At 47.2% G+C, this 26158-nt stretch carries 26 protein-coding genes and 1 tRNA gene; 20 read left to right on the top strand and 7 right to left on the bottom strand.

The window, feature by feature from the left end; genetic code table 11:
• The first annotated feature begins 62 nt into the window (after nucleotides 1-62).
• On the top strand, nucleotides 63-1649 hold the full coding sequence (locus RE469_02365) for a radical SAM protein (GenBank protein WMT45052.1): 1587 nt from the start codon (nucleotides 63-65) through the stop codon (nucleotides 1647-1649).
• On the opposite strand, the gene RE469_02360 is transcribed toward RE469_02365, so the two are convergent.
• Nucleotides 1646-2575: an acetamidase/formamidase family protein gene (locus RE469_02360; GenBank protein ID WMT45051.1), complete on the bottom strand. Its 930-nt coding sequence runs from the start codon at nucleotides 2573-2575 to the stop codon at nucleotides 1646-1648. The two genes, RE469_02365 and RE469_02360, sit on opposite strands and share 4 nt — an antisense overlap.
• 36 nt (nucleotides 2576-2611) lie before the next feature.
• Entirely contained in the window at nucleotides 2612-3595 is a 984-nt protein-coding gene (locus tag RE469_02355; protein WMT45050.1) for a trypsin-like peptidase domain-containing protein, read from the bottom strand.
• Nucleotides 3596-3670: 75 nt separating this feature from the next.
• On the opposite strand from RE469_02355, the gene RE469_02350 reads away from it, so the two are divergent.
• The gene (locus RE469_02350) at nucleotides 3671-3991 is read left to right on the top strand and encodes a helix-turn-helix domain-containing protein (protein WMT45049.1); all 321 of its coding nucleotides are present in this window, start codon (nucleotides 3671-3673) and stop codon (nucleotides 3989-3991) included.
• Between the two features lie 27 nt (nucleotides 3992-4018).
• Here the strand turns inward: RE469_02350 and RE469_02345 are convergent, their stop codons facing one another.
• Nucleotides 4019-5032: a PTO1314 family radical SAM protein gene (locus tag RE469_02345; protein WMT45048.1), complete on the bottom strand. Its 1014-nt coding sequence runs from the start codon at nucleotides 5030-5032 to the stop codon at nucleotides 4019-4021.
• Nucleotides 5033-5125: 93 nt separating this feature from the next.
• On the bottom strand, nucleotides 5126-5662 hold the full coding sequence (locus RE469_02340) for a hypothetical protein (protein ID WMT45047.1): 537 nt from the start codon (nucleotides 5660-5662) through the stop codon (nucleotides 5126-5128).
• A 91-nt stretch (nucleotides 5663-5753) separates the two neighbouring features.
• Between RE469_02340 and RE469_02335 the strand changes: the two genes are divergently transcribed.
• The 3 genes from RE469_02335 to RE469_02325 all read left to right on the top strand — a co-directional run bounded on the left by RE469_02335 (nucleotide 5754) and on the right by RE469_02325 (nucleotide 9523).
• Nucleotides 5754-7610, top strand: coding sequence for an MFS transporter (locus RE469_02335; protein WMT45046.1), 1857 nt, complete (start codon nucleotides 5754-5756; stop codon nucleotides 7608-7610).
• Nucleotides 7603-8067 carry a MarR family winged helix-turn-helix transcriptional regulator gene (locus tag RE469_02330; protein ID WMT45045.1) on the top strand — a complete coding sequence of 155 codons (465 nt, stop codon included), beginning with the start codon at nucleotides 7603-7605 and terminating at the stop codon, nucleotides 8065-8067. The genes RE469_02335 and RE469_02330 overlap by 8 nt, the downstream gene beginning before the upstream one ends.
• Nucleotides 8068-8215: 148 nt before the next feature.
• On the top strand, nucleotides 8216-9523 hold the full coding sequence (locus RE469_02325; GenBank protein ID WMT45044.1) for an MFS transporter: 1308 nt from the start codon (nucleotides 8216-8218) through the stop codon (nucleotides 9521-9523).
• 121 nt (nucleotides 9524-9644) lie between these two features.
• On the opposite strand, the gene RE469_02320 is transcribed toward RE469_02325, so the two are convergent.
• Nucleotides 9645-9729 (bottom strand) — tRNA-Leu (locus RE469_02320).
• 150 nt (nucleotides 9730-9879) lie between these two features.
• Complete coding sequence (locus RE469_02315) at nucleotides 9880-10782, bottom strand: Fic family protein (protein WMT45043.1); 903 nt, start codon at nucleotides 10780-10782, stop codon at nucleotides 9880-9882.
• A gap of 293 nt (nucleotides 10783-11075) precedes the next feature.
• On the opposite strand from RE469_02315, the gene RE469_02310 reads away from it, so the two are divergent.
• From RE469_02310 to RE469_02240, 15 genes are all read left to right on the top strand, one after another.
• Complete coding sequence (locus RE469_02310; protein WMT45042.1) at nucleotides 11076-11282, top strand: hypothetical protein; 207 nt, start codon at nucleotides 11076-11078, stop codon at nucleotides 11280-11282.
• Nucleotides 11283-11453: 171 nt separating this feature from the next.
• Complete coding sequence (locus RE469_02305; protein ID WMT45041.1) at nucleotides 11454-12569, top strand: NAD(P)/FAD-dependent oxidoreductase; 1116 nt, start codon at nucleotides 11454-11456, stop codon at nucleotides 12567-12569.
• A gap of 641 nt (nucleotides 12570-13210) precedes the next feature.
• A complete protein-coding gene (locus RE469_02300; protein ID WMT45040.1) occupies nucleotides 13211-13354 on the top strand; it encodes a hypothetical protein in 144 nt (47 codons plus the stop codon).
• Between the two features lie 77 nt (nucleotides 13355-13431).
• Nucleotides 13432-13707: a hypothetical protein gene (locus RE469_02295; protein WMT45039.1), complete on the top strand. Its 276-nt coding sequence runs from the start codon at nucleotides 13432-13434 to the stop codon at nucleotides 13705-13707.
• Nucleotides 13708-13802: 95 nt separating this feature from the next.
• On the top strand, nucleotides 13803-14195 hold the full coding sequence (locus tag RE469_02290) for an Lrp/AsnC family transcriptional regulator (GenBank protein WMT45038.1): 393 nt from the start codon (nucleotides 13803-13805) through the stop codon (nucleotides 14193-14195).
• Between the two features lie 65 nt (nucleotides 14196-14260).
• On the top strand, nucleotides 14261-14530 hold the full coding sequence (gene albA / locus RE469_02285; protein ID WMT45037.1) for a DNA-binding protein Alba: 270 nt from the start codon (nucleotides 14261-14263) through the stop codon (nucleotides 14528-14530).
• A 121-nt stretch (nucleotides 14531-14651) separates the two neighbouring features.
• Nucleotides 14652-15635, top strand: coding sequence for a polyprenyl synthetase family protein (locus RE469_02280; GenBank protein ID WMT45036.1), 984 nt, complete (start codon nucleotides 14652-14654; stop codon nucleotides 15633-15635).
• 106 nt (nucleotides 15636-15741) lie between these two features.
• Nucleotides 15742-17295, top strand: coding sequence for an aldehyde dehydrogenase family protein (locus RE469_02275; protein WMT45035.1), 1554 nt, complete (start codon nucleotides 15742-15744; stop codon nucleotides 17293-17295).
• Between the two features lie 79 nt (nucleotides 17296-17374).
• Nucleotides 17375-17737, top strand: coding sequence for a hypothetical protein (locus RE469_02270; protein ID WMT45034.1), 363 nt, complete (start codon nucleotides 17375-17377; stop codon nucleotides 17735-17737).
• Nucleotides 17738-18646, top strand: coding sequence for a hypothetical protein (locus RE469_02265; GenBank protein WMT45033.1), 909 nt, complete (start codon nucleotides 17738-17740; stop codon nucleotides 18644-18646). It begins immediately after the preceding gene.
• Nucleotide 18647: 1 nt separating this feature from the next.
• Nucleotides 18648-19688 (top strand): methionine synthase, encoded by a 1041-nt coding sequence (locus tag RE469_02260; GenBank protein ID WMT45032.1) that lies wholly within the window; start codon nucleotides 18648-18650, stop codon nucleotides 19686-19688.
• A 111-nt stretch (nucleotides 19689-19799) separates the two neighbouring features.
• Nucleotides 19800-20348, top strand: coding sequence for a 2-oxoacid:acceptor oxidoreductase family protein (locus RE469_02255; GenBank protein ID WMT45031.1), 549 nt, complete (start codon nucleotides 19800-19802; stop codon nucleotides 20346-20348).
• 5 nt (nucleotides 20349-20353) lie between these two features.
• Nucleotides 20354-20641 carry a 4Fe-4S binding protein gene (locus tag RE469_02250; protein WMT45668.1) on the top strand — a complete coding sequence of 96 codons (288 nt, stop codon included), beginning with the start codon at nucleotides 20354-20356 and terminating at the stop codon, nucleotides 20639-20641.
• Nucleotides 20638-21825: a transketolase C-terminal domain-containing protein gene (locus RE469_02245; GenBank protein WMT45030.1), complete on the top strand. Its 1188-nt coding sequence runs from the start codon at nucleotides 20638-20640 to the stop codon at nucleotides 21823-21825. The genes RE469_02250 and RE469_02245 overlap by 4 nt, the downstream gene beginning before the upstream one ends.
• A complete protein-coding gene (locus RE469_02240; protein WMT45029.1) occupies nucleotides 21825-22706 on the top strand; it encodes a 3-methyl-2-oxobutanoate dehydrogenase subunit beta in 882 nt (293 codons plus the stop codon). The genes RE469_02245 and RE469_02240 overlap by 1 nt, the downstream gene beginning before the upstream one ends.
• On the opposite strand, the gene RE469_02235 is transcribed toward RE469_02240, so the two are convergent.
• Nucleotides 22703-26113 (bottom strand): S8 family serine peptidase, encoded by a 3411-nt coding sequence (locus RE469_02235; protein ID WMT45028.1) that lies wholly within the window; start codon nucleotides 26111-26113, stop codon nucleotides 22703-22705. The genes RE469_02240 and RE469_02235 overlap by 4 nt on opposite strands.
• Nucleotides 26114-26158: the final 45 nt, after the last annotated feature.

Here is a 26158-nt window from a genome sequence, read left to right as displayed (position 1 = left end):
TACTTTCATATAATTATATTAATATTAGTAAATCTTAAATCTCAGATATCAGTTAATATTGTATGGGTAGCACAGTTGTTCTTACATCGGACAGAGGATCTTTCACAAGCTATTCAGGGGTATCCACCATGGGTTATGTTGCCTGCATGCCGGCAAGGCTTGTACCCCGAGTGTTGATGAACTCAATCTTCACGCCTCCCGAGGAGACGAACAGGAAGGGTGAGGCATATTTTGCTCCCTATGCCCTCAGGAAGGTTGAGGCTTCACTGGTTGCATCGGGCATAACAGACGTCAGCGTTGTCAGCCCAGACATGCTTGAAAGAGCCATTGATGAAAACACCAAGATTGTGGGGATATCCGTTCACGATCCCCTGGGACTTGCTCCCGTAACATTCAAGCTGACAATGATATTTGGCGGAGGTCCAAGCTGGACTGAGAAGTTTTTCCAGGAAATGGGCCACAGGATTGCAAAGCTGAAGAAAAAATACGGCTTCAAGGTCTTTGCAGGCGGCCCTGCAGCATGGCAATTATCCCTGGAGAGACCCAACTGGGTTGACACAATTTTTTCAGGCGAGGCGGAACTGGATCTGCCGGATCTGGTCAGGAAAGCAATAAATGGAGACCAGATGCCAAGAGACAGTGTGGGCAGGATGCCAAAGGTGGAGGAGATTCCCACCATAATAAAGCCAAGCCGGTTTGGCGAAGTGCAGGTTACCCGGGGTTGTCCAAGGGGCTGCCAGTTCTGTTCCATAACCCCGGAAACCTTCAGGTCGATTCCACTTTCCGACATAATAAAGGAGGTGAATCTGAATCAGAATGCAGGCCAGAATTCTGTTGAACTTCTGACCGATGACATCCTTCTATACGGTTCCAAGAGGCTTGGAGTTAACCATGAAGCCATTGTGAACCTGTTCACAGAGGTGAAAAAGCAGGGCGTTGACCTGATCTATTTCCCACACATATCCTCGCCAGGAGTCCTTAGCAGTCCGAAGACAGTGGAGGAGATTTCTCACATAGCTGAATACGACAAATACAGGGCAGAAGCACCGGTTGTAGGACTGGAGAGCGGCAGTGAACGTATCATTTCAAAGTATATGAGGGGAAAGCCGTTCCCCTGGAAGCCATCTGACTGGAAGAACGTTATACTTGAATCCACGCCAATAATGAACGATGCCTACATCACACCATGCTATACAATGACAATAGGCTACGAAGATGAGACAGAGGAGGACCTGCAGGAAAGTATAGACCTGGTTCAGAACATCATAGACGAGAAGTTGAGGGCATGGGTTTTCCCTCTCCCGGTCATACCCATGGGCACATCCAGGATCAGGAACAATCCATTCCCCATACTGGAGAAACTGCCAAAGGGTTACTGGGATCTCCTTTACACCTCATGGAAATATGATCTTCAGATCACAAGGATCATGATGCCGGAGATGACAAAAAAGATGCAGAGCAGGACCGTGGAGATCATAACCAACACCATGACTGACAAGATATTCAGCCACATTGAGAATGTATTCCTTGAGCTGAAGGAGACAAAGGGGATGAAGGCCAGGGACTTCAGCAGGATAGACCTCAATAACGTCATGGGCATATTCAGATCCATATACTGGATCGGCAGGGCCTCCATGTCAGGTGCCTAAGCCAATCTCTGCCTGGCAATCTCCTTGGGCACCAGCATGCTCACCACGTAATTCGGCTCGTCCACCACTTCGCTTATCCTGAGGTTTCCGGTAACACTGCAAAGCGCATATGCCTCTTCGTCAGTGAATCCATAGGTTTGCAATTCCTCAATCATGTTTTCAATGGCATCGCTGCATGCCGTGTGGATATCCGGTGAAATCCCCATTGTTACAACCACTGGGCCAAGCCCACGGTCGTTGGAAAAGGCACGCGGAGCGCTTATGGAGGAACCCTTCATTAGGTTGACTTTCAGCCTTGCTGTGGCCATGGTTTCAATGGCAGTTCCGCAAACCTCCCCATCACCCTGGGCGGCATGGGGATCTGCTACCGAAAGAAGCGCACCGGGAACAGACACAGGAAGGTAGACTTTCGATCCCTGGCCAAGCAGCCTGTTATCCATGTTTCCACCGAAGTACTGCGGCGGTATCATCCCATGTTTCCCAGTAGAAGGTGCGGTGCCGATTATTCCAAGGAACGGGGAAACCGGTATCCTGATGCCATTCAGGAAATCGCCCCTGGCTGTGGCTTCTTCCCGGTCAATATCCCATATGAGCAGCCTGTCCCTGAACCTGTGCTTTATGAAACCAAAGTCCCAGGAGACCATGGTCCAGCCCCAGCTTGCAACATCAAGTTTTTCTATGGACACTTCCAGGACGTCCCCCGGTTCCGATCCTTTGACATATATTGGCCCAACTGCAGCATCAAGAAGCGACCCGTCAACATTCCTGAGGTCTTCTGTTGTGAAGTTTTCCCTGATCTGCAGTGTCGATGAATCCGGGATGTCCACCTGCACTGTGCTGCCCGGGTCTATTTCTGCCACAGGTTTCAGTCCGGGGCTCCAGTTCATGTGCAGGTTGCCTTTAAGATGGCCGTCAATTTTTATCATGGCCGGAAAAAATGTTGTGTAATAATAATATTGCTCTCAGTCCCATGGCCTGAGCCTTTCGCCGTGGGACCTCTGCAGGTAGTCTGGCGGCATCTGATCCGGGATAACTGCAATTTCCAGGTGCCTTCTTCCCCTGTATACGATCGCAGGCGCCTCATTTCCAGTTCCCAGTTCTGATATGGAGGCTATGAGATCCCTCATGCTCTTTACCGCCTTTCCGTTGAATTCTGTGATGATATCGCCTCTTCGTATTCCCGCAATGTCAGCAGGTCCTCCCGGTACAGTGGATGCTACCATAACTCCGTCTGCCAGTCCAGTCTTTTCCTGCATTTCAGCAAGATCCTGTGTTGAAACGCCGGAAAGCCCTATCCACGGCCTGCGGACCTTCCCCTGTTCAAGCATCTGCTGTATAAGCGTCTTCACTGTATTGGAAGGTATGGCAAAGCCAACGCCCTGAGCGAAGGGCACAATGGCCGTATTCATTCCTATGACCATGCCGTCCACTGTGGCAAGAGGTCCGCCACTGTTGCCGGGATTGATTGCAGCATCTGTCTGAACAAGCCCTTCAGTGATGAACTCGGACCACGGCAGTATCCGGCCTACGGCGCTTACCACTCCATATGAAACGGTAGGCCCTCCCGGAAGTGCAAGCGCATTTCCCACGGCAATCACAGGCTGGCCAGGCCTGATGGCGGACGAATCGCCGAAGTTGCATGAACTGAGGTTCCGGGCATTGATCTTTATGACAGCAAGGTCAGTTGCATCATCGTAGCCCACTATCCTTGCACTGTGTTTCTCATTGTCAGGTGTTATGACAGTTATTCCTGATGATCCGGCCACCACATGAAAGTTGGTGGCAATGTATCCGCTGCTGCTAATTATCATCCCTGTCCCGGAACCAACTATCCTGTCCATCCTTCCCCACTGGTCTCTCCCATATCTTGAGGTCCTTACAGTGACTATGCTGTTCCTGATGTGTTCCACAATATCCGCAATTCCCTGTGAACCATACATTTCCATAATTTTCACCTGTATCCTTCAGTTCAAAGCTGTTATTATACAGAAAAGGATCAGGAGAGACACAAGGTGACAACAATGCCATCTGTAAAGTTACTGGAACTGGGGGATCAGGAGGCAGTTATCAATGCACGAAAGGTCATTGGACCGGTTTCAAAAAAGAACTCCATTGAGATAATTTTTCTCCTGGGCCTCAGGGGAGCTCTTCGCTTCAATGAAATCAAGAGATCACTGAAGGCAAGGGATACAAAGGGAATATCCAGGGCGCTGGGCGCACTGGTCAGCAGTGGCGTCGTGGCAAGAGCCGTGTACCCGTTCAAGCCTCCGGCTGTGGAGTACAGGCTAACAGAAAAAGGCGAAGCTATCTTCAGGCTGATGGATGAGATGGGACATTTCTGAAAACCGGGCGTTGTGATCGGAAATCATTCATGAAAGGTCTCCAGATATGAAGGAGACCACATTGTCCAGTATCCTCTCCTTGACCATTGATGGATTTTTCCATGAGAACAGAGACGGTTCAAGGTAGCAAGCCAGTGCACATTTGTTGCACTTCTCGTAGGGTTCCCAGTCATAGGAATTCCATACCTTCCTGATATCAACGTCCCAGACTTTCAGGTCCCCCTTGTACTCATTGAGGACATAACATGGCTGGACGATCCTTCCAGATGGATCGATGTTTATGGTGAGCCATGGCTTGCATCTCCAGCTTTCACCAAGATACCATGAATTTACAACAGCCTCGAAGTACTGGGAAGAATTCACGATCGGATATCCTTCATTCTTCATGGTCTTAAGTGTGTTGATGGCATCCAGGAGCCTGGTGCGATCGGGAGATTTTGGGTCAGCTGTTGAATAGTCGTATGCAATCTGGAAATTTATGCTCACCTTGAGCTTTACAGCTAGATCCACCAGATCTTTCGCCTGATGCATATTGTCCCTTGTTATTGTGGAACTGATGGCCATTGGGATATGATCCCTGGCTGCCTGGATCCCTTCCACAGCATGCTTGAAAGAGCCGCTGACCCCGCGAAGGGTATCGTGGAGTTCTCCGATGCCATCAAGTGATACAAATAGGTAATTCAGGTGATCCTTGACATCATTCAGCCTGGCTTTAAGGAGCCAACCATTGCTTACCATGGATGTGTGGAACCTCTTATGGGACTCCTGAAGTATGTCTCCTATATCCTTCCTGAGTAGTGGCTCTCCGCCCTCAAAACCCAGGAATGAGACTCCGCCACGCTTGAGTGCCTCCATCATCCTTATCTCGTCATCAAGGCTCAGGAGTTCTTCATCCTCCCTTCTCCAGAAAGGGCACATGCTGCATTTTAGATTGCAACCGTAAAGCAGTTTGTGGCCCGCGATAACAGGAACCTTTGATCCGTTGATTCCCTTCATTGATCTCAGTATGCTTCTGCCCACTACAGGCCTCAAAAGCGCCATGTGATTAATAACAGTGTCCAGTATTCATACTTTACGTTACAGCTCAAACCTATGCGTCATCGAAAGAAAGGTCTGGATAAGGTTCAAATCAGCTCAAATTCTCAGCAGAGAAATACCGATTCCCGACGCTCCGCTTGAGGTCTCTACAAGGATCTCCACAATGCAGGGATAATACTGTCCGGTTCCTGGGCTTGAAGTTTTCATTTCCTGAAAACCAGTCTGGTTGATATACAGCGTCAAATTCAGCGATAAAGTGGAATTTGCCGGGATGGATTCTGTCATATAATTGTAGGGGTATGAGGTTTTGTTCAGGTAAGTCAGGTTATATATGGAATACACCTCAACAGGGCTCTGTTTTTGAATCGAGGAAAGGTTTGAAGGAGACACATCAAATATGTAGACTGGTGAAGAGCTGCTGGTGATGTTTACAGTCAGATTAATTGTCTGATTGGCTGAAAGTATGGGAAATGACGTGCCATTCTGCGGAGACGATACGGCCAGGCCCTGGCTTGATTGGGATATGGCCGTGGTGGTGGATGAAGACCCATGGGAAATTGTTTCATATGTTATTCCGCTGAATGCAACAAGCATCACCACTGCTATGAGTGCAGCAACTTTACCTGAAATCATAATGGGACAGCAATATCCAGCGATTATAAAACCATTCCTAATTTCTAACTAACTAATTATTTATAGCAAAAGGAAATTCCCTGCTGATAAGATGGTACAATATAAATGGGTTGCACTGTCAAATACCACAATTGGAGTGCTGATGGCTTCGATCAACAGCACCATCATGCTGATATCCCTACCTGCAATATTCCGTGGCATAAATATAGATCCATTCTCATCAGGTTCCTTCGTTTACCTTCTCTGGATACTTATGGGCTACATGGTTGTTACAGCCGTGATGCTTGTCACCGTGGGCAGGCTCTCAGATATTTTTGGAAGGGTAAGGCTCTTCAACTTCGGTTTCCTGATTTTCACGGTTGGATCAATACTGCTTTTCATAACACCCAACAAGGGTGACCTTGGTGCCCAGGAGATCATAATATTCCGTATGGTACAGGCAATAGGGGGATCATTCCTCTTCGCCAATTCAGCTGCAATAATAACGGACAGCTTTGGCCCAACAGAACGTGGCAAGGCCATGGGCATAAACCAGATAGCTGCTCTGGCCGGATCACTGGTGGGCCTGATTCTTGGGGGTCTTCTTGCCACAATTAACTGGAGGTACGTATTTCTGGTGAGTGTGCCCGTGGGCATACTTGGAACAGTGTGGTCATACCTCAAACTTAAAGACCACTCCATAAGGCACAAGGAACAGAAGATTGACATTGCTGGAAATATTACATTTGCTGGCGGACTCACACTTATCCTTTTGGGCATTACATACGGCCTGATGCCCTACGGGACGTCATCAATGGGCTGGGGAAACCCATGGGTCATAACATCCATAATTGCAGGGTTTGCAATGGTTGTGGCATTCGTGCTTGTTGAGAGGGTTGTAGCACAGCCAATGTTCAACCTCTCACTTTTCAAGAACAGAGCGTTCACCACAGGGAGCGTTGCAGGGATGCTGCAATCAATGGGCATGGGCGGGGCAATGTTCATGATCATAATCCTTCTGCAGGGAGTCTGGCTCCCTCTCCATGGGTACTCATACACAAGCGTTCCTTTCTGGGCAGGCATATACATGATACCCATGATGGCAGGCTTCGTTGTTCTGGGTCCAATCAGCGGTGCTATCTCAGACAGGGCAGGTGCCAGGACAATATCCACAATCGGAATGGCAATCAGTGCCGTCTCCTTCATACTGCTTTCAACCCTGAGCTATAATTTTTCATATCCTGTTTTCGGTGCAATGCTGTTTATGATGGGTTCAGGGATGGGTCTATTCGCGGCCCCAAATATAACGGCAATTATGAACTCAGTTCAGCCGCAGCTTCGTGGCGTTGCTTCAGGCATGAGAGCCACACTGCAGAACACAGGCCAGACTGCAAGCATGGGCATATTCTTCACCATAGTTCTCGTATCGCTCACATCAAAACTCCCATCGGCATTTACAGTGGCACTTGGTCAGGCTGGAGCTCCTGAGCTCATCCCGTTTTTCATAAAGATTCCACCCACTTCAGCACTGTTTTCAGCCTTCCTTGGATATAACCCGGTTGCCACCATACTGGGACTGTTTCCAAAGGGATCGGTCTCTTCCATTCTGAATCCAGGTGTTGTGACATACCTTGAAGGTAAGACCTGGTTCCCGCATGCCCTGGCCGGGGCCTTCATGGGGGCCCTGAGGATGTCGTTCTACATAGGTGCAGCAATATTCGCAATGGCAGCCCTTCTATCGGCGCTCAGAGGAAAAAGATACATATACGGTGAATCAACAACTGCCGAAATGAAGGAAAAGAGTGATAGTGCAGTACAATCTCCCTTGAGCAGCCCTGGCATGTCAAAGGCCCAGGAGGCCAATATCGATCCAGAGGCCAAATCATCAGGGAAAGATTTAACTGCAGATGATGTTATAAATAAGAGGGATAACGCAAGATTGAACACTGCGGAGGAATCAGTTGACTGAAGAAAAGAAGGAATCATCCTGCGATCTGGATACAATCGATCTATGGCACATATTTTCCCGTGTCTTCAGGAATGGAAAGAAGCTCATAGAGCGGGAGCTTGAGAAAATTGGCATAAAGCCCACGGAACTGAGGGTACTTTTTTCACTCTCAAAGGATCACGACACAACCATGAACTCGCTGGCCACGGAGAATGATGTTACGGGGCCATGGATAACCGGGGTTGTAGATGAGCTTGAAAAGAAAGGGTACGTGACAAAAGTAAGGAGTGCCACAGATCGAAGAATAATCAAAGTTTCAATAACTGAATATGGGAATGAGGCCCTTGCGCAGGGGATAAAGGTATACAACAAGCTCATAGAGCTCGTTTTAAGGAATCTTTCCCCGGAAGAATCTGCCGAATTCAGGTCAATACTGTCAAAGATAGAGATTGCGCTCAGTGATCAGGCGGACAGGTAAGATTCAATATTTCGGCAAAGCATTAAAGAAATGCAGGTAAACCCTACCCATTGACATACTTTTCCAGTAGCAGTCAGCAGTATCATGAAGCGGCTAACTGCAGGATAAATGCAACCAGATTTTAATGCGCAGAATTGCTCCCCTGGCAATGGAAATTTCAAATCAATCGCCAACAAGAGTCAACGCGTGGTCAGTATACCCCAGCGCCATAGCCGGTTGGATAATGGACGCATTCAATCTCAGCATGATGTTCCTGCTGGTACCTGTAATTGCAAACCAGTTCTTCCCTGCAAATGATGGGCTTGCAATAATAGGGACGTGGAGCATCTACACGACAACATTCATTTTCAGGCCAGTGGGAGGCCTGATATTTGGAAGGCTTGGAGATCGAATAGGCCGCAAAAATACAATGACTATCACGCTTCTTGGACTTGGTCTTATAACATTTGCCACTGGTTTCCTGCCGGTGTATGCCATTGTTGGAATAGCTGCCCCGCTGTTGCTTTTCTTTTTCAGGATAATCACGGGAATATTTGCAGGGGGAGAATACGGAAATGGTTCATCCATCTTGATGGAGTCCGTGAAAGGAGCGAAACGCGGCATCTGGGGCGCTGCAATTCAGAGCGGATATCCCCTGGGATATACTCTTGCTGCAATCATTTTCCTGTACCTCCATTATGTATTTCCCGGAACCGGGTTTACTATTACAGCATGGCGCTGGATGTTCTGGATAGGCATAGTGCCAGCAGTCATAGGGCTTGTAATCCGTCTAAAAATGCCTGAATCAGCCATGTGGCTTGATACCAGGAACAAGGCGAAGCAGGTCTCCATGGGAACTCTGTTCAAAAACAAGAGGCTTGTGTACGAGATTATCATGGGAATTCTTGCCATGACCGGGATAGCCTGGGTCTATGGCCTCACGCTTGGATTCTTCCCCACAGTGCTTTCCGTTAACGGCTTCCTGAAGTTTCCGTATTTCATATATGTGGTGATCACAGCCATCCTGGTTTCACTGGTAGGTTACGTGCTGTCAGGTTATTTGAGTGACATCATTGGCCGGCGCATGATCATGATAATATTCTCGGTGCTGGCCATAATTGCTGCGATACCTATGACATTCCTCATCATGAGGCATGACCTGGGTTTTACAGGATCACTGATATTTGCCAGCGTCATAGCATTCCTGACCACCGGGATTTATGGGGTAATACCAGCCTTCCTCAGTGAAAAATATCCAACTGAAGTAAGAAGCACAGGAACTGGCCTTGGCTTCAATGGAGGTTTCATCCTGGGAAACTGGAGCACAGTCTTCCTGCTGCTCATAGTCAGTTTTGCTGCAGCCACTTTTTTTGAATGGTGGGGGATTTTTGTGATTATTGGCGAGCTGTTCATCCTTGTTTCAGCACTCCTGTCCAGGGAGACGCGGGGAGCAAATCTTTCGGAAATAAAACTCTAATTTTCACATAAACCTCTTCTTTTTTTCTGACTCAACAATTTATGACAGCTTTTCCAGCGCCTATGTGATATTGGATTAAAGCATTCCACAGCACTGACTGTTTCTCATAAGAGACCATATATGCGAGGGATGGGATTTGAACCCACGAACCCCTACGGGACAGAATCTTAAGTCCTGCACAGTTGGCCAGGCTTTGTTACCCTCGCAATCAATCGGTTTATACTCCGGGAATATATTAAAAGTGCTGAAATTTGATGATTAGTAGGAATGTATCTTGTATTGAGATTTGAATTCAGGACACTATGTTTTAATGGAGACTGCACTGTTTTGAATTAATTTGAGGTAAAGGAAAGCGCTCACTCCTTCTCTTTAGCCTCGCGATAAAGGTTGATTGCTGCTACACTGGTCTTCCATTCCCTGTTAAGGCGGATTCCAGGGATCTCTCCTTGTGTTATTCTGAGGGCAATATACTTCGATGAGTAATCTATTCCAGAGGTCTTTCTCAATTCATTCAGCGACTGGAGCGTATCTTCCTCGGAACCCACTTTATCTAGAAGAAAGATCATAGATCTTGCCATATTTATCTCCAGGAAAGCCTTTAGTTCAGCTGTACCCTCAGATCCAGACCTCTCAAGTGCGTTGAGGTAATCTCTTCTATGTTGAGGAAGGATGTTGATGAATGGCCAGTTATGGTTGAGGAAGTGTATATTGAGCAACAATCTCCCAACTCTCCCGTTTCCATCTGAAAACGGGTGTATAGACTCAAAACCATAATGCATTTTTGCTGCTTGAGAAAAAACATCCATCCTGTTCATTTCCATGGCAGTGTATTCATTTTCCCACCCACTGAGCAAAGAAAGGAGTTTCTCCACCCTAGGAGGGGCGTGTTTTGAACCGGTAATTCTTACATTCACTGTTCGCCATTTTCCGGCATCAATAAGGATTCCGCTGAAAATAATCTTATGTAAGGTTAATGCACTTTGCATGTTCACATCTGAAATTGTCCCTTTCACCACTTCACTGAAGGCAGATTGATGCTGAATGGTCTCAAGGAGGTCCCTGACAGGCCTGTTTGGTACAGTCATACCCCTTTCAATTACTGTCGTTACTTCATCTAAAGTGAGGGTATTCCCCTCTATTGCGTTTGTTCCCCACGTATTAAGAATAGAGGATTCTTGAAGTGTTCTATCGGGGAGGTTTCTAATCGAACCGCGATCCAGGATTTTCTCCCTTAGTCTGTTTAATATGTGTTTATCCATGTGTTTCTTGTTTATGCATATTACGTATTTAAAGGAATATGTAGTTCATGTAACATATACAGATTTCCATACCAACTAAGTGCAATTTCATTTTTTAAATCTATAGCGGACAGGATAGATTCCCTGTTTGTCTTAGCTTTTCAGTACATTTCTGAAAACTGGAAATAACAAGAAAAGATTAATTACTGACGCAATCAGCATAATAGCCATATTCTGCAAAAATGAAATGAATATCAATATTGCTGATCTCATGAAAAAAGCTCTTCTGGCCACGCTTTCATGACGCTGCTAGCGTGAGAGAGGGAGAATGCGATCTTTGTTATATCATAGTGAGCATTAATGATGGAATTACACTGAAGCCTTCCAAAAAGCTTGACAAAGTCTCATTCGAGAAGAGTGCAATAAAACACAGGGACTGCATTCTCTCCTTGAAAGGTGCCAAGGCTCCAGAAATTGGAGAAGCCAAAAAATACTCATTGGAGGATGAATTATGGCCTTGAGACACCACAAGTGGATAATCAAATGGTGTTAACCGGGGCACATGGTCAATCTATAGAGGGATATCGCTTCCATAAAATTAAAGGACCGTTACAATAGGTCTTAAACTCAAGCTCTTTAAAGCATATAACATCTATCTTGGCACTAGCATAGCTTACGTATGGAGGCTGATAATGGAAAAAACAAGAATTGTGGTCATAGGGGCGGGTGTTGTTGGGCTTGCAATCGCAGCCAGGCTATCGGAACTTAACGATGGCGTCATTGTTCTTGAAAAAAACAGGAAATATGGTCAGGAAACCAGCAGCCACAACAGCGGCGTTATCCATTCCGGAATTCACTATCCAACAGGATCGCTTAAGGCAATGCTCTGTGTCAGGGGCAATTCCATGATCTATGAAATGTGCAGAAAATATGGAATACCATACAAACGTCTTGGTAAGTTGACTGTTGCCACTGGCGAATCCGAGATCAGGGAACTTGAAAGACTGATGAAAATGGGAGAAGACAACGGTGTGGAGGGGCTCAGGATGCTTGACGGTGACGAAGTGGCCAGGATGGAACCAAACATTCAGGCGGAAAGGGCGCTTTATACCCCATCTACCGGTATACTGGAACCTGACGATCTCATGCAGCATTTTCTGGGTGAAGCCATTGAAAATGGGGCATCGCTCTCTCTGGACACCGAAGTCACGGGTCTGAGAAGTACAGGCTCAGACTATGAAATCTCTGGAATAAGCGCTAATAGAGTTTTCCATATAAGGGCTGATACGGTGATAAACTGTTCCGGACTTAATGCAGACAAGGTTGCCGCCATGGTGGGCCTTGATGTGAACAGGCTTGGTTACGTGCAGCATTACTACAAGGGTGATTACTTCAGGATAACAGGCAATCCACCGGTCAAAATGCTGGTCTATCCTGTTCCAAAGGGTGCAGGCCTGGGAATACACCTCACTCCAGATATGGCAGGATCTGTGAAAATGGGCCCAAATGCTTACCCAGTGAGAATGATAGATTACCGGGTCGAATCAAATGAGGAGGAATTCCGAAAGGATGTTCAGAGATTTCTACCGTCTATATCCCTCAGAACCATACAGCCTGATTCATCGGGCATAAGGCCAAAACTCGATGGGGGTCATGGAGGATTTGCAGATTTCATCATAAGGCATGCGGCAGACCGAAATCTATTCGGATTCATAAACCTCATTGGAATCGAGTCACCAGGACTAACCTCATCTCCTGCAATAGCAGAATACGTATCAGAAATTTATGAAAATGAAATCAGAATTTAGATGGCTGGTAAATCCTGGACTAACCTCACATCCGAAATGCAAGATTCTGTTCCTGTTACAATGATCATAACAGGAAATCCCCTTATCCTGCGACGTGGATGAATGACAGGAATCTCAGACACCGTTAAAGCTTGAAATTTCATGCGAGAAACTTCTCCACGCAATCATTAGTTGGAAGGATTTCGACACCAGGCGGGAGATGTACCTGATCCGTGGTCAGATTATAGGAATTGGTTTCCGAGAAACCACCAGACCTGTGAGGGATGAAATCAAAAACAGAAGAAAAATGGGAGCATCCAATCCTTCAGGATGAAGAGCATGCAAGATCTGTCAAGGCACGCGATTTTGTGTTCAAAATAAATTGAAATCAGGAGTTACCCGCAACGTCATGAATCTTCTGATTTGATCCATTTTCATCATTGTGATATATCTTATGCAATTCTATGATCAACTTCTCCGAAAATTATGCAACAGATTTTACATTTGAGGGCGGGAATTCCCTTTTCGCAAGAGAGGATGAAAGCAGGCCTATCTGTACCACAAACACTTGATATCCCTGACCGCCGGCAGGCAGAAGTGAAAGTGGTCGTATTGCATATTGCTTCATGCACGCCTGCATCAGTAAAGTCAGGTGGTTCAGCATGAGGGACAGAGTACTTTCGGGCCGAGGGGAATTCAAGCCCGATGAGATTCTGCCAGCAGCTATATGTGCAGTAAGTCCATATGGAAAGATAGGTGAAGAGGTTACTATGATCTTGAAGCAAAAACTCTCAAGATCTGTCTAGGTGTAAAATAATATCCATAAGTCTAAGGGAACTTTCTGTGGTAGAGAGATTTAAAAGTATTAATCAGTTACACAATTATGATGCCAGGCAATATTCCTCCGGGAGGGGAACTTGTTGAATTCGAAATCGACGAGGAGCCCAAGTGGATAACAGTGAAGCTAAAGGACGGATCAGTCATTCAGATTAAGATGGAGATCGTGGCCATAATGAGAAATGGAAATGATCAGAATACTGGTCTTCCAATGTACATGGTGCAGGCCACAAACATAATCAGGATGATGAAAGTTCCCAGGGACCTTATAAAGAAGGGGGAAAAACAGGACGACAACCGTGGGCAGACTCTTTACCGATAAATCTGAATTAATACGTCTATATTTATTTTGATATATAAAAAACTGTAGTCATAACGGCGTGGAAAGACATTATATTCCGGATACTATACGTCATTGTGGACGACAAGGATTGGGCAATACTGGAGTTGCTGAAATCCGACTCCCGGAGGTCAAATTCGGAAATTGCCCGGAAGCTCAATGTGTCCGAAGGCACAATACGCAAGAGGATAGAAAAACTAGTCAAGGACGGAGTCATAAAAAGATTCACGGTTGTGCTGAGAAGCGAAGGCGTTGAGGGGCTCGTTCTCATAAAGACGGAACCCAAGAAATCCATGGAAATTTACAACACACTATCAAAGAAATTCGACGAGATTTTCGAATTTTCTGGAAGGTTTGATCTTGTTATCCGGGCATACTGCAAAACCCTGGATGAACTCAACAAGCTTGTAGATGGTGTCAGGTCAATGGACGGCGTCAAAAGTACCGACACTCTTGTGAGGCTCCACTGAGTATCACGGTCCTATCTTCGATATAATTATATATTCAGGTCTAATCAGAACAAGGAGGCAACATCATGGCAGAAGAGAATATCATTTTTGTCGGAAAGAAACCAACCATGAACTATGTTCTTGCCGTTGTAACGCAGTTCAATAACAATGTCGACCACATCACCATCAAGGCAAGAGGCAAGGCCATCAGCAAGGCCGTTGACATTGCAGAGATCACAAGGCACAAGTTCATTCAGGACGCAAAATACGGGAATATCAAGGTAGAAACAGAGGTCCTCCAGGGAGAGAGGGGAGAATCAAACGTTTCGTCCATTGAGATAACCCTCACAAGATAGGTAAAGAATTTAGTTTCTCCTTTCTTAATTCCGGCTATTTTGCCTGTTCATAAAAATATCAAAAAAATCCTTAACAACCATTAAATTTTGAGTTGGCATTAAGGACAAGCTTAGTGGGTATATGAAGAACTTTGTTGACTGGGAAATTGGGCTTCATGGAAAAGTGGACGAGGTTAATCTCAGGCTTCTGGAGATCATCAAAACTGATCAGAAGAACCTGTACGAGATGGCAAAGTATACCATTGAAGCCGGCGGAAAGAGATTTCGCCCTCTACTGACAATTCTCGCTTACGAAGTCAGCTCGGACAACCCATATTCTGAAATTCTGGATCTGGCAGCTGGCTACGAGCTTATTCACACTGCCAGCCTTATTCATGATGATATAATTGATGATTCCTCCACCAGGAGAGGCAGGGCCACACTGAATAATGTGTATGGACTGAACCATGCCATTGTTGTGGGGGACTACCTGTTTGCAAAGGCTTACGAGATGGGTTCCAGATACGGCCCCGTGGTATCCAAAATAATGGCTGACGCCTCAAGCAGACTGGCGGAAGGGCAGACGCTTGAAGCAATAAACCTTGGCAATATGGACCTGACTGAGGAGACCTACCTTGAGATCATAAGCAACAAAACAGCCCATTTCTTTGAGGCATGTGCCATGGGGGCCACCACTGCAGCAAAAGCTTCCCCAGAAGTGTCCAGGAGCCTTCAGGAGTTTGCTTTCAATCTGGGCATGGCATTTCAGGTGACTGACGATATTCTTGATATAGTGGGGGATTCGTCCAAACTTGGAAAGCCCGTATTTGCAGATGTTAAGCACAATGCCATAACAATACCCATAATATACACGCTCAAGAACGCAGACAGATCCGCAAAGGATGAGATATTAAGCGCACTGAGGGTTGGAGACGATCGTTCTGTTGACGATCGGTTCAAGGACCTGATGGTCAAGACTGGTGCAATAGATTACTCTTTTTCAATAGCCAAGGCATACTCGCAGAAAGCTCTGAAAGCACTGCATATGTCTGAGCGATCTCCCGACCTGGATCTGCTGATGGAACTTGCAATGATTGTTGTGGAAAGGATTGAGGAACTGAGCTGAATAACTGGCAGCAGAGAGGTTCCTGGGGCTCACGCTTAACAAACAGTATTTATGGCTGTTGTTATGAGAATAGCAAAAAATATTCAGGGCTTTTCCATTAACCAGTATGCCGGAAAATGATTTTGACGCATTCAGGAGAGACACACTGAAGAGCGTAGCAATTGATGAAACGAACTCAGGAGTTTTTGCAGGCAAATGGTATCCTAAAGCCGGAGACAGCAGGTATGATTCAATCAGCCCGGTTGATGGGAAGCACAATGCGACCGTATTCCTGGCCACGAAGGAGCAGTACGAAGAGGCAGTCAGGCATTCACAGAAGGCATTTGACGAGTGGAGTAAAATTCCTGCCCCCAAGCGAGGAGAAATCGTAAAGGCAATCGGTGACGAACTGGCAAAAAAGAAGAAGGACCTTGGTGCGCTGGTAACCCTTGAGGCCGGAAAGACAACAAGTGAGGGCGAAGGCGAGATCCAGGAAATGATTGATGTCGCGTATTTTGCAGCAGGATTATCCAGACAGTTGTACGGGCTTACCATGGCCAGCGAAAGGCCAGATCACAGGCTGTATGAGCAGTGGCAGCCACTGGGGCCCATTGCAGTAATAAGTGCGTTCAACTTTCCATCCTCAGTGTGGTCTTGGAACGCCATGGTTGCTGCCGTTTGTGGTGATACTGTGGTATGGAAACCATCAACCAAGGCCTCCCTTGCAGCAGTGGGGGTTATGAAGGTCATCACCGGTGTTCTGGAGAGAGAAGGAGCTCCGCAGATATTCTCACTGGTGGCAAGCAGAGGATCTGAAGGAGGAGAGTGGATATCCAATGATCCGAGACTCAAGCTGGTATCATTCACCGGTTCAACAAAAACTGGCAGGACCATATACGAAAACGTGGCCAGAAGAATTGGCCGTGCAATACTTGAACTTGGCGGCAACAACTGTTCCATAGTTTCTGACAGAGCAGACATGAAGCTCGCATTGAAGGGCGTTGCATTTGGCGCACTGGCTACAGCGGGGCAGCGCTGCACAAGCACACGCCGCGTTGTTGTTCATGAAAAGATCTATGATGAATTCCTGGCAAAGCTCAAGGATATATATGCAAATGTGAAAATAGGAAACCCCAGGAGCAATGGCGTCCTTGTTGGCCCGCTCATTGATGACGGCGCAATATCAACATACGAGAAAGCAATAGCTGAAGCTGTGAAGGAAGGTGGAAAACTGGTCACAGGGGGAAAGAGAATTAAGGTCCCAGGGCTTGAAAAGGGTTTTTACGTGAATCCCGCCATTATCGAGGCTAACCCGGGGATGGAGATCACAAAACAGGAAACCTTCGGTCCTCTGCTCTACGTGTTCAAGTACAGGACCATTGAGGAGGCAATTGAGATTCACAATGCAGTCCCTCAGGGACTTTCATCTGCCATATTCACCACAGATATGCGTGAGGAGGAATATTTCCTGTCTGCACGAGGTTCTGACTGTGGGCTGGCCAACGTGAACACCAGTACTGCCGGTGCTGAAATAGGTGGGGCGTTCGGCGGTGAGAAGGAGACTGGAGCTGGCAGGGAAAGTGGAAGCGATTCCTGGAAACTGTATATGAGGAGACAGACTGTTACAATAAACTACGGACGGGATCTTCCACTGGCCCAGGGCGTCAGGTTCGAAGTTTGAATGCCGGGTATAAACTCAACTTCTCAGATTACCCACAATCATTTTTTAATAATTAATTATTATCAACCATCACAATCTCATGAACATACAATTGAAAGCTCACAGGGAGATGTTTTCCAGTTATTTCTTGAGGCCGGCTGAATCCATGGCCATCATACTTTACAGGCCGCACCACGGCAATTGCAGTAGAAATGCTATGGGGTATAGGCTATATAGGACGCAGCAGAATGAAGGCTCATTATCATATAAATCCACAAGCCTGGCTGGCTCAAACAGCATGTCTGCCGGAGTAAAAAATGGTGGCTATGAAATTTCTGGAAATATGAACCATCAAAATTCTGGCATCAATCCAGCATCCTCCGAGAAGGTGGAAATTGGGGCAGGATTCAGATTTTCCTGGTGGAGCAGACAAGTTACAAGCAACATATTGGAGAGTATTTAAATGGTTAGAATGGAAGGATTTGTACATGGAATTTATCCAAAGAGCGAGAAACTGCGGGTGAGAATTGGACGCTGGGAGAGAGGATCATTATCGGCGGGCGAACTCAACGATCTCATTGCGGATGAGACTGCAATTTACGAGGATCTTTTTGATGGGCAGGCTCTGCACACAGATCCCCTGTTTAACTGGTACGACATATTCAGGCCGATTGTTCTGATGTCAAGCGGCATGGATCTGGGACCGCTGACAAGATTCGAAGAAACGAACACTTTCTACAGGATTCCGCAGCTGCATGGGCTCCCATCCCTGAGGATTCCACCGGATGTTTTCTACGAACTTCCGGAGAACCCGCCACTTCCCCTCTACCATTCAAGGAAAGATCCAGTCCTTTTCCTGCCAGGTCCCGAGACTCTGTTCAGGTTTTCCAGGAATGCTGGCAACCTGGAAAGGAGCAGTTTCCTTGAGGCGGCCTGCCAGATTTATTCTGGCGTAGTGTCAAAGCTGAAGCCTGCAAGGACTTTCATAATGGAACGGGTCAAAGTTGATGGTATCGCCCTGGAGGCCATTTCTCGCATAACGAATCCGTCTGGAATTATATTGTTCACCACTGGAAACCTTGAGGGAAACGCATTCTCCGGCAACCAGCACAAGTTTTATTCCATAATCGTAGGCCCGAACAGATCAAACCTGCAGGTTGCCAGAGATCATTCTGAAGTTCCAGGAATCAAACTGGTGGACGGGCATAATACCAGAATGGAATCAGTTGACGAGATCAGAAAGAAGGCAGAGGAATTATCAATGGGAATGAACATTGAAAGTATGATTGTGGCAAATTCTGATTATCTGGACTTTCTTCCAAGAAAGATTGCAGACCAGAAGGTAAAGCTTCTGGCGGGGCTTGGTGAGTAAAATGGCGGACAAAAATTTGATTTTACAGGAGATAGGCAGTTTCAGGAAACCGGAGTATCTGAGCAAGAATTTTCACCAGCTGGAAGGAACAGATGAGTTCAATGTGCTTGCTGGAAAAGCAACAGTTGAGACTCTCGATCTGTTCAGGAAGTCCGGGCTTGAGAACCTTGGAGTAGGCGGGGAGATGTTCCGGTGGGAGATGTATGAGGCTCTGGCAAACAACATTGGAAACCTTGAATTTTATGGTATGGTCAGGTCATTCGACAACAGGTACTACAGGAAAGGCAGCGTAACAGGGCCCGTGGTCAGGAAACATCCGTTCCACAGGGACGAACTGGAATTTCTCCTTGCAAACACGCACGACAGGCTCAAGCTACCAATAACCGGCCCATACACCATGATGGACTGGTCATTCAATGAATACTACAGGGACAGGAGAGAACTGGCAAACGCATACGCGGACGCAATAAACAAGGAACTGAGGGAACTCAAGGAAATCTGGGATCATCACAGGAAAGGTGAAATCTTCGAAGTCCAGATAGATGAGCCGGCAGCCACAACACATCCATCCGAGATGGACATAGTTGTTGAATCCGTGAACAGGTCTTTCGAAGGAATTTCTGGTATTGAACCGTCAATCCACGTCTGCTACAGTATCGATTATGCATATCTCTACAACACCATTGCTGATCTGAAGGTGCATGGCCTGAACCTGGAATTCGCCAACAGGGATCCCCTGACACAGGGAAAGGGTCTGGATCACAGGCCCGGGTATGCGGATCTCAAGGAGTATGCCGCAATGAATGAAACCCTGTCAAGGAAGAAATTCATGGGCCTTGGTGTTACGGATGTGCACATTGATGACATTGAGAGTGTGGAACTCATAAAGGATCGGATTGAAACAGCCCTGGACATCATCGGAGATCCATCGCTGGTCAGGATAAATCCGGATTGCGGGCTTCGGACAAGATCAAGGGAAACCGGCTTTGAGAAGCTGAGGAACATGGCTCTGGCCACGGCGGCTGTCAGGAAAGAACTCTGATATTTCCGACACTTTTTTTCTTAACCCCTCAGTTGCTCCCTAAATAATTTTCCCCATTATATGTAAGGGCACATCTTATTATATTTTGGTGCAAAGGTAATCCTGATCAATATGCTGGAAGTCAGGTTTCATGGAAGAGGGGGACAGGGTGCAGTAACGGCTTCAAAGATGCTGGCTCTGGCGTCCTTCCTGTCCGGTGAGTATGTAATATCATTTCCATTTTTCGGGACGGAGCGAAGGGGGGCACCCGTGACTGCGTTCACGCGGATTGACACCACGCCCATACTGCTTAAGACACAGGTTTACAATCCTGACGTTGTTGTGGTTCTGGACAGCAAGGTCATGGAGACCGTTGATGTGACTGCAGGGATGAAGCCCGGATCGTCGCTCATACTCAATTCACCTGAAGCTCCTGAAGATCTTGGCCTTCCTTACCATGTGGCAACAGTGGATGCAACCAGGATTGCCACCGACCTCGGACTGGGCAACAGGACGAACCCCATAATTAACACAGCAATGCTGGGTGCCTTCTCAAAGAGCACAGGCCTTGTTGACATGACGCAGGTTCGTGAGGCAATATCAGAAATGTCCCCCTCCAAGGCTGAGGTGAATGTCACCGCAGCTGAGAAGGCATACAGTTCCGTAAGGATAGGGTGGTAAAGTTGGTGCTGGTTCCACTGGCTGAGACCAGTTCAAGGGCAAACCATACAGGGCTGTTGAGGACACTGAAGCCCGTAATAGACTATTCAAGCTGCATAAGGTGCGAGATATGCTGGAAATTCTGCCCTGACAATGCTATAAATCTCGAGGATGGGCGCAGTACTCCAGCACCAAACCAGAAGGTTACTGCCTTCAGCATTCCGGTTATAGACTACGATTATTGCAAGGGATGCGGAATATGTGCAAACGAATGCCCGGAAAAATGTATAGAAATGAAATTTGAGGAGGAATGACTGGAATGAGGGAAATAGCATCAAAAACATCAATTATGACCGGCAATGAGGCCGTCGCAGAGGGCGTTCGTCTTTCAAAAGTTGGCTTCATCTCAGCTTACCCCATCACCCCGCAGACTACAATAGTGGAAAAACTGGCCGAAATGGTTGCAAACAGGGAGATCAGCGCCAGGTACATTGAGGTGGAGAGCGAACACAGTGCAATGGCAGCTGTATTTGCAAGTGAAATTGCCGGCGTGAGGTCTTACACTGCAACAAGCTCACAGGGTCTTCTCTACATGCATGAGATGCTGCACTGGGTTGCAGGCCAGCGCCTTCCAATTGTCATGAGTGTGGTCAACAGGGCTATTGGTCCTCCGTGGAATATATGGTCTGACCAGTCCGACAGCATGAACCAGAAGGATACAGGATGGATTCAGGTCTACAGCGAATCCAATCAGGAAGCCATGGATACCCTCATCATGGGTTACCGTATTGGGGAGGATTCAGGCGTTATGCTTCCATTCATGAGCATGGAGGATGCCTTCATACTATCACATACTTCGGAGCAGGTTGTGATACCGGACCAGGAGCTTGTGGACGAATTCCTTCCTGAATTCCGCCTGGATTTCAAGGTTGATTCGAACCGCCCCATGGGCTACGGCTCATATTCTACCCCTGACGGGCCATTCATGGAACTGAAGAAGGACATGATGGAGAGCATGTGGAAATCTGCAAACACCATCAGGAAGGTCACCAGGGAATTCTCCGAGATCTTCGGCCGTGACTACGGCGGCCTGATTGAGGAATACATGACGGAGGGTGCAGAGTACATACTCATAGCCTCAGGCACTGTGGCATCCACTGCAAAATATGTTGCAGGGAAGCTGAGGGCGGACGGCAGGAAAGTTGGGATAATCAGGATAAGGTATTTCAGGCCATTCCCGGCCGAGGATATTGTGCGTGCCACAAAGGAAGCTGCTCACATAGGCGTTATCGACAGATCAGTTTCATTTGGGTCCGGAGGAACCATGTTCAACGAAATCAAGGCAGCACTGTATGGCAGATCAGACATACCCGTAACAGGATTTGTGGCTGGGATTGGAGGCCGTGATGTGAAGGAGGAGGACATAGAAGAAATGATAAATATCATGGCGGCTGGGAAAGAAGGTACTGTTTTCATAAACACAAGGGGTGATCAGTGATGCCCACATCTATTCCTGAACAGGAACTTATGGAACCTGGGCACACAGCCTGCCAGGGTTGCGGTGCAACACTGGCAATGAGATATGTTCTGAAGGCGCTTGGCAAGAAGACCGTGGTCTCTGTGCCAGCTTCCTGCTGGGCGGTAATTCCAGGTGCCATGCCAAACAGGACGCTGGACATACCAATGGTTTACACTCCATTTGCGGCCACCGGCGCTTCAATAAGCGGCCTGCGGGAAGCACTGGATATAAGGGGCGACAGTGATTACAACGTTGTTGGATTTGCCGGTGATGGAGGGACAGCAGACATAGGTCTCCAGTCACTATCGGGGGCCATGGAAAGGGGACACAACGTCTTCTACATCATGTACGACAATGAGGGCTACATGAACACAGGTGTCCAGAGATCCGGAAGCACGCCTTACGGTGCTGAAACCACGACAACTCCAGTCGGACTGGATAAAAATTTCAAGAAACAGCAGAAGAAGGTCGTGGCAGATATAATGATGGCCCAGGGAGTTCCATATGTGGCAACAGCCACCATTGCATATCCTGAAGACCTCATCCGGAAGGTGCAGAATGCAAGGAAGATCAATGGCCCCAAGTTCATACAGATCCTTGCTCCGTGCCCCACGGGCTGGTACTATCCACCAGAGAAGACCATCGAGGTGTCACGGATGGCAGTGCAGTCAAGGATGTTTCCGCTGTACGAATACTCAATGGGCACATTCCGGCTCACCAGACCCAGCAAACCTGTTACCGTCAAGGAATACATACAGTCCCAGAAGAGATTTTCCCATATGGATGAGGATGAAATCAGGATACTGCAGGAAGAAGTAGACAGAAGATGGGAAAGTCTGCTTGAAAAAGAGACGCATTAGGGATAGACTGGGGTCTTCTTCCATCTCTTCCTTAAATATGCCCCCATGAAGGCCAGATAGACAGCAATGCCTCCCACTATGGCAATGTTCATTCCCAGATATACTGGATTGGTGTAGGTTATCTTCACCACCGACGACTGATAGACTTCCCCATCGGAGAGCCTCAACACTATTGTTGCATAATAGGTGTGCCCCGGATATATGCCGGAGATCACGGTGGAGGTGCTTGATGGGGAGGTGAAGGTGATAACCCTTGGATTGAAGAAGCTGGGATTCTGGGAAATGTATAACTGATACTGCGAGAATATCTTTCCGCTGTAGCCTGACCATGTGACAACTCCCATGAAGAAGAATAGTGGGAAATACCTGGTTATTGTTATGAAAGGCATGGAGCTGATGTTTATGTCCAGGGGTTTCATGGAGAAATTGAGGTCCAGCGGAGCAAATTTCAGAACCAGTTGTTTGTACTGGGATTCATAGAGATTTGCGGATGCTGATATATTGAGAGTGCCCGGGTCCTCGTAAAGTCGATAATATCCGGTTGAATTTGTGTATGAATATGACTGGTTGGAAACGGAAATGACGGCCCCAGGCACAGGGAACGCATAAACAGCATCACTCACTGTGCCCTGTATGAGCACCATGCTGGTGGATATGGGCTGAAGCGAGATCTGGGTTCGGTATGTACCTCCGGGCATTATGGCCGTTGACATGTTAACAGGGTTGAAACCAGGGGCGGTTACATTGATCCACACAGCACCCGGCATTGGAGATCCGGAAAATGTTCCATTGTCTCCTGCAACAGTAACGTTCTGTATTCTCACGGTTGCATTGCCCTGAAATACAAACACAGTAACGGATACAGGCATTGCGGAAAGCTTGAAGCTGAGGTTGCCGGTTGATTTGCTGGTTCGTGATTCAGGATGGAACCCCGGAGACGAAACACTGAAATTGTTCGTGCCGGAAATCACAGGTATGGCTGATGCATTATTGATGCCGTATCTGAGGAAATAATCCACAATAAGAGACGAAGGCGGATTCAGGTCATACTTCACGTTGGAGTGAACACTCACGTTCTGGATCACAATGTCCGGTATGTAAATTATGCGGGATTCATTCACCCTGCCCCTGTCCACTGAGGCGGTGACATTGTAATATCCGGCTCTCGGAAATGAATAGTTGTCCCCAGCAATGGAGGTTCCATTCACCTTCCACACAACGGATCCTGTGGAGTTGGACAGGTGAAATGCCCCGTGCACAGGCAAACTGAAATTAAGCATATATGAGATCAGAGGCGGTGTGGGAAGAGATGGAATGTCAGAAGAGCTCCTGTTGATATACTGAGAGAATTCAACCTCTGTCACGTTTATTATAGCATTCAGTGATGAATAGCTTTGAGTTCCAATTCCAGAAAACTTCTGTAAATATAATCCGGTGGAATTCAATTGTGTGCCATTGTAAGCTCCAGTCAGGTTGCTGAAGGTGAAATTCCCCAGATCAGTCATATTGTCATATGAGCCAATGCTCATTCCTCCAGCAACCGGAGTTGAATTGCCGGCATAACTGAGGAAGACAGGCACAGGGACACTGATTACAATTGAGCCGTCAGATGCTGCGGATATCATTCCTGCTTTATAGGTGAGAGAGAGGTTTGAGACGTAATTGGATGACCCTGAAAATCCATAAACATGCGGGTTAGTGAAGGTCCTGATGTATCCGGACTGATCTATCCTCATGAGATAACTGGCAGTTGTGGATGAAACGTTCACGCCAAATTCAATATAATTTATTGGGTTGTTATATAATCCCACATAATAGAAACCTGTTCCGTTCAGTCTCAGGTTTGATGTGTTTACGGAAAGATTCAGTACTGAATAGACCGTGTTTGCATATGTGGCGTTGCCCTGGAGAAGAATCTGCCCCCCGAACCCAGCAGTTATTTTTTCAGTAGCATTCACCAGGTCTGACACGCTTGGTGTCCCCAGTCCAGTCACAGGATTCCAGCCCGGTGCGGCACGGTATGCTCCGTTTGTTCCTGCCGTTATCTGTTCAAATGATGAATTGTACAATGGAGTTCTTGAGATCTGATACAGGAGGGGATTGAGGAATCCCAGATGCCGGTGTGTGGCCTGATCCATTATGGCTGCTGCAGCCGCCCAGATGGGGGTGGCGATGCTCGTGCCACCAGCCTCATACTGCTTGCCCCTGACTACCACGATCATTCCAGTGTACTGGTCAGCGTCCAGCGATACATCAGGTGTTCCTCTTTCAGTGCTGTTGAAACCTGGTGCGGACTGCCAGTACGGTCTGGAAAAGAATTTGCTGTAACCTCCTCCGCTTCCGAAGCTCTGGCTTTCATAGATTCCTCCCCATGCAGTCTGGGAGTACTTTCCGTCAAAAAGGCTGAGCGTGGTCCCTCCCACAGCGGTAACATATGGATCCGAAGATGGGAAATTCACAGTGGGTACCCCTGTTCCGTTGGGGCCATAATAGTCCGATCCGAAGTCTCCCGTTGCAGCAACGACAGTTATGCCTCTAAGGTAAGCCTCCCTGTAGATCTGCGAATATACTTTAACCTCATTCTGCGTTAACTGGATCTCGGGATTGCCCCAGCTCAGGGAAATGATGTTGACGGAACTGCTGTTGATCATATCGCTTACAGCAAACTGAAGCATCTGGGTAATGGCAGAAGGGGCAATGTAAAGAAGTATGGTTGCATTTGGAGCCATGGCATGTGCCCACTCAACATCCGTTGCAGTCTCCAGTGCCCATGACGCATTATAGGTCCCGTTTCCAGGCTGCCCCTCCGGATAAAAAACGCTCAGATTGGCAGGTGGAAGACCCGTTAATTCATCAAATGCCCTGAGATCATAGGCGAGATTCGGGTCACCATACGCATCCACTATCCCTATGGTTATACCTGACCCGGTATATCCGGAGCGGTATTCCCATGTGAAGTTGTAAGCGCTTGCGATCTGGGAGGGCACAAAAGCATACGGAATAACAAGATCCGGGGTCACCTGCGATACAGCATCATAAGGGGTGGAAGTTACAGATCGGTTGACCAGGGCATAATGTATGCCGTAGTCCCTGCTGGCACTTTTCAGGATCTCTGATACATAAGGAAGCTGTGCCTGGCTGGGATATATGTTCATGAGCCCACCTGCATTCGTAAAGCTTACTCCCAGCGCTCCAAGCTCCGAGGCTACTATCCCTGAATATGATCCGGAGGCGTAGGCCACATAATTCTGATCATTACTCTGGCTTACATTGCCTGTGGAAGAGATAATGTTGCCTGCTCCCATGTAACTGTGGGTGGAATATGGCTGCCACATTGGAATAAATGCCGCCATGGGTGCTGCAATCAGCAACACTGCAAGCACTGCGTAGAACTTATTGATAGGCATCTGCCTCAACTCAATGGTAAACCATATTAATATATCATGTCATGG

The organism is Cuniculiplasma divulgatum, assembly GCA_031200235.1.
GTDB lineage: Archaea > Thermoplasmatota > Thermoplasmata > Thermoplasmatales > Thermoplasmataceae > UBA509.
This window is presented reverse-complemented; position numbering and strand designations above follow the sequence as displayed.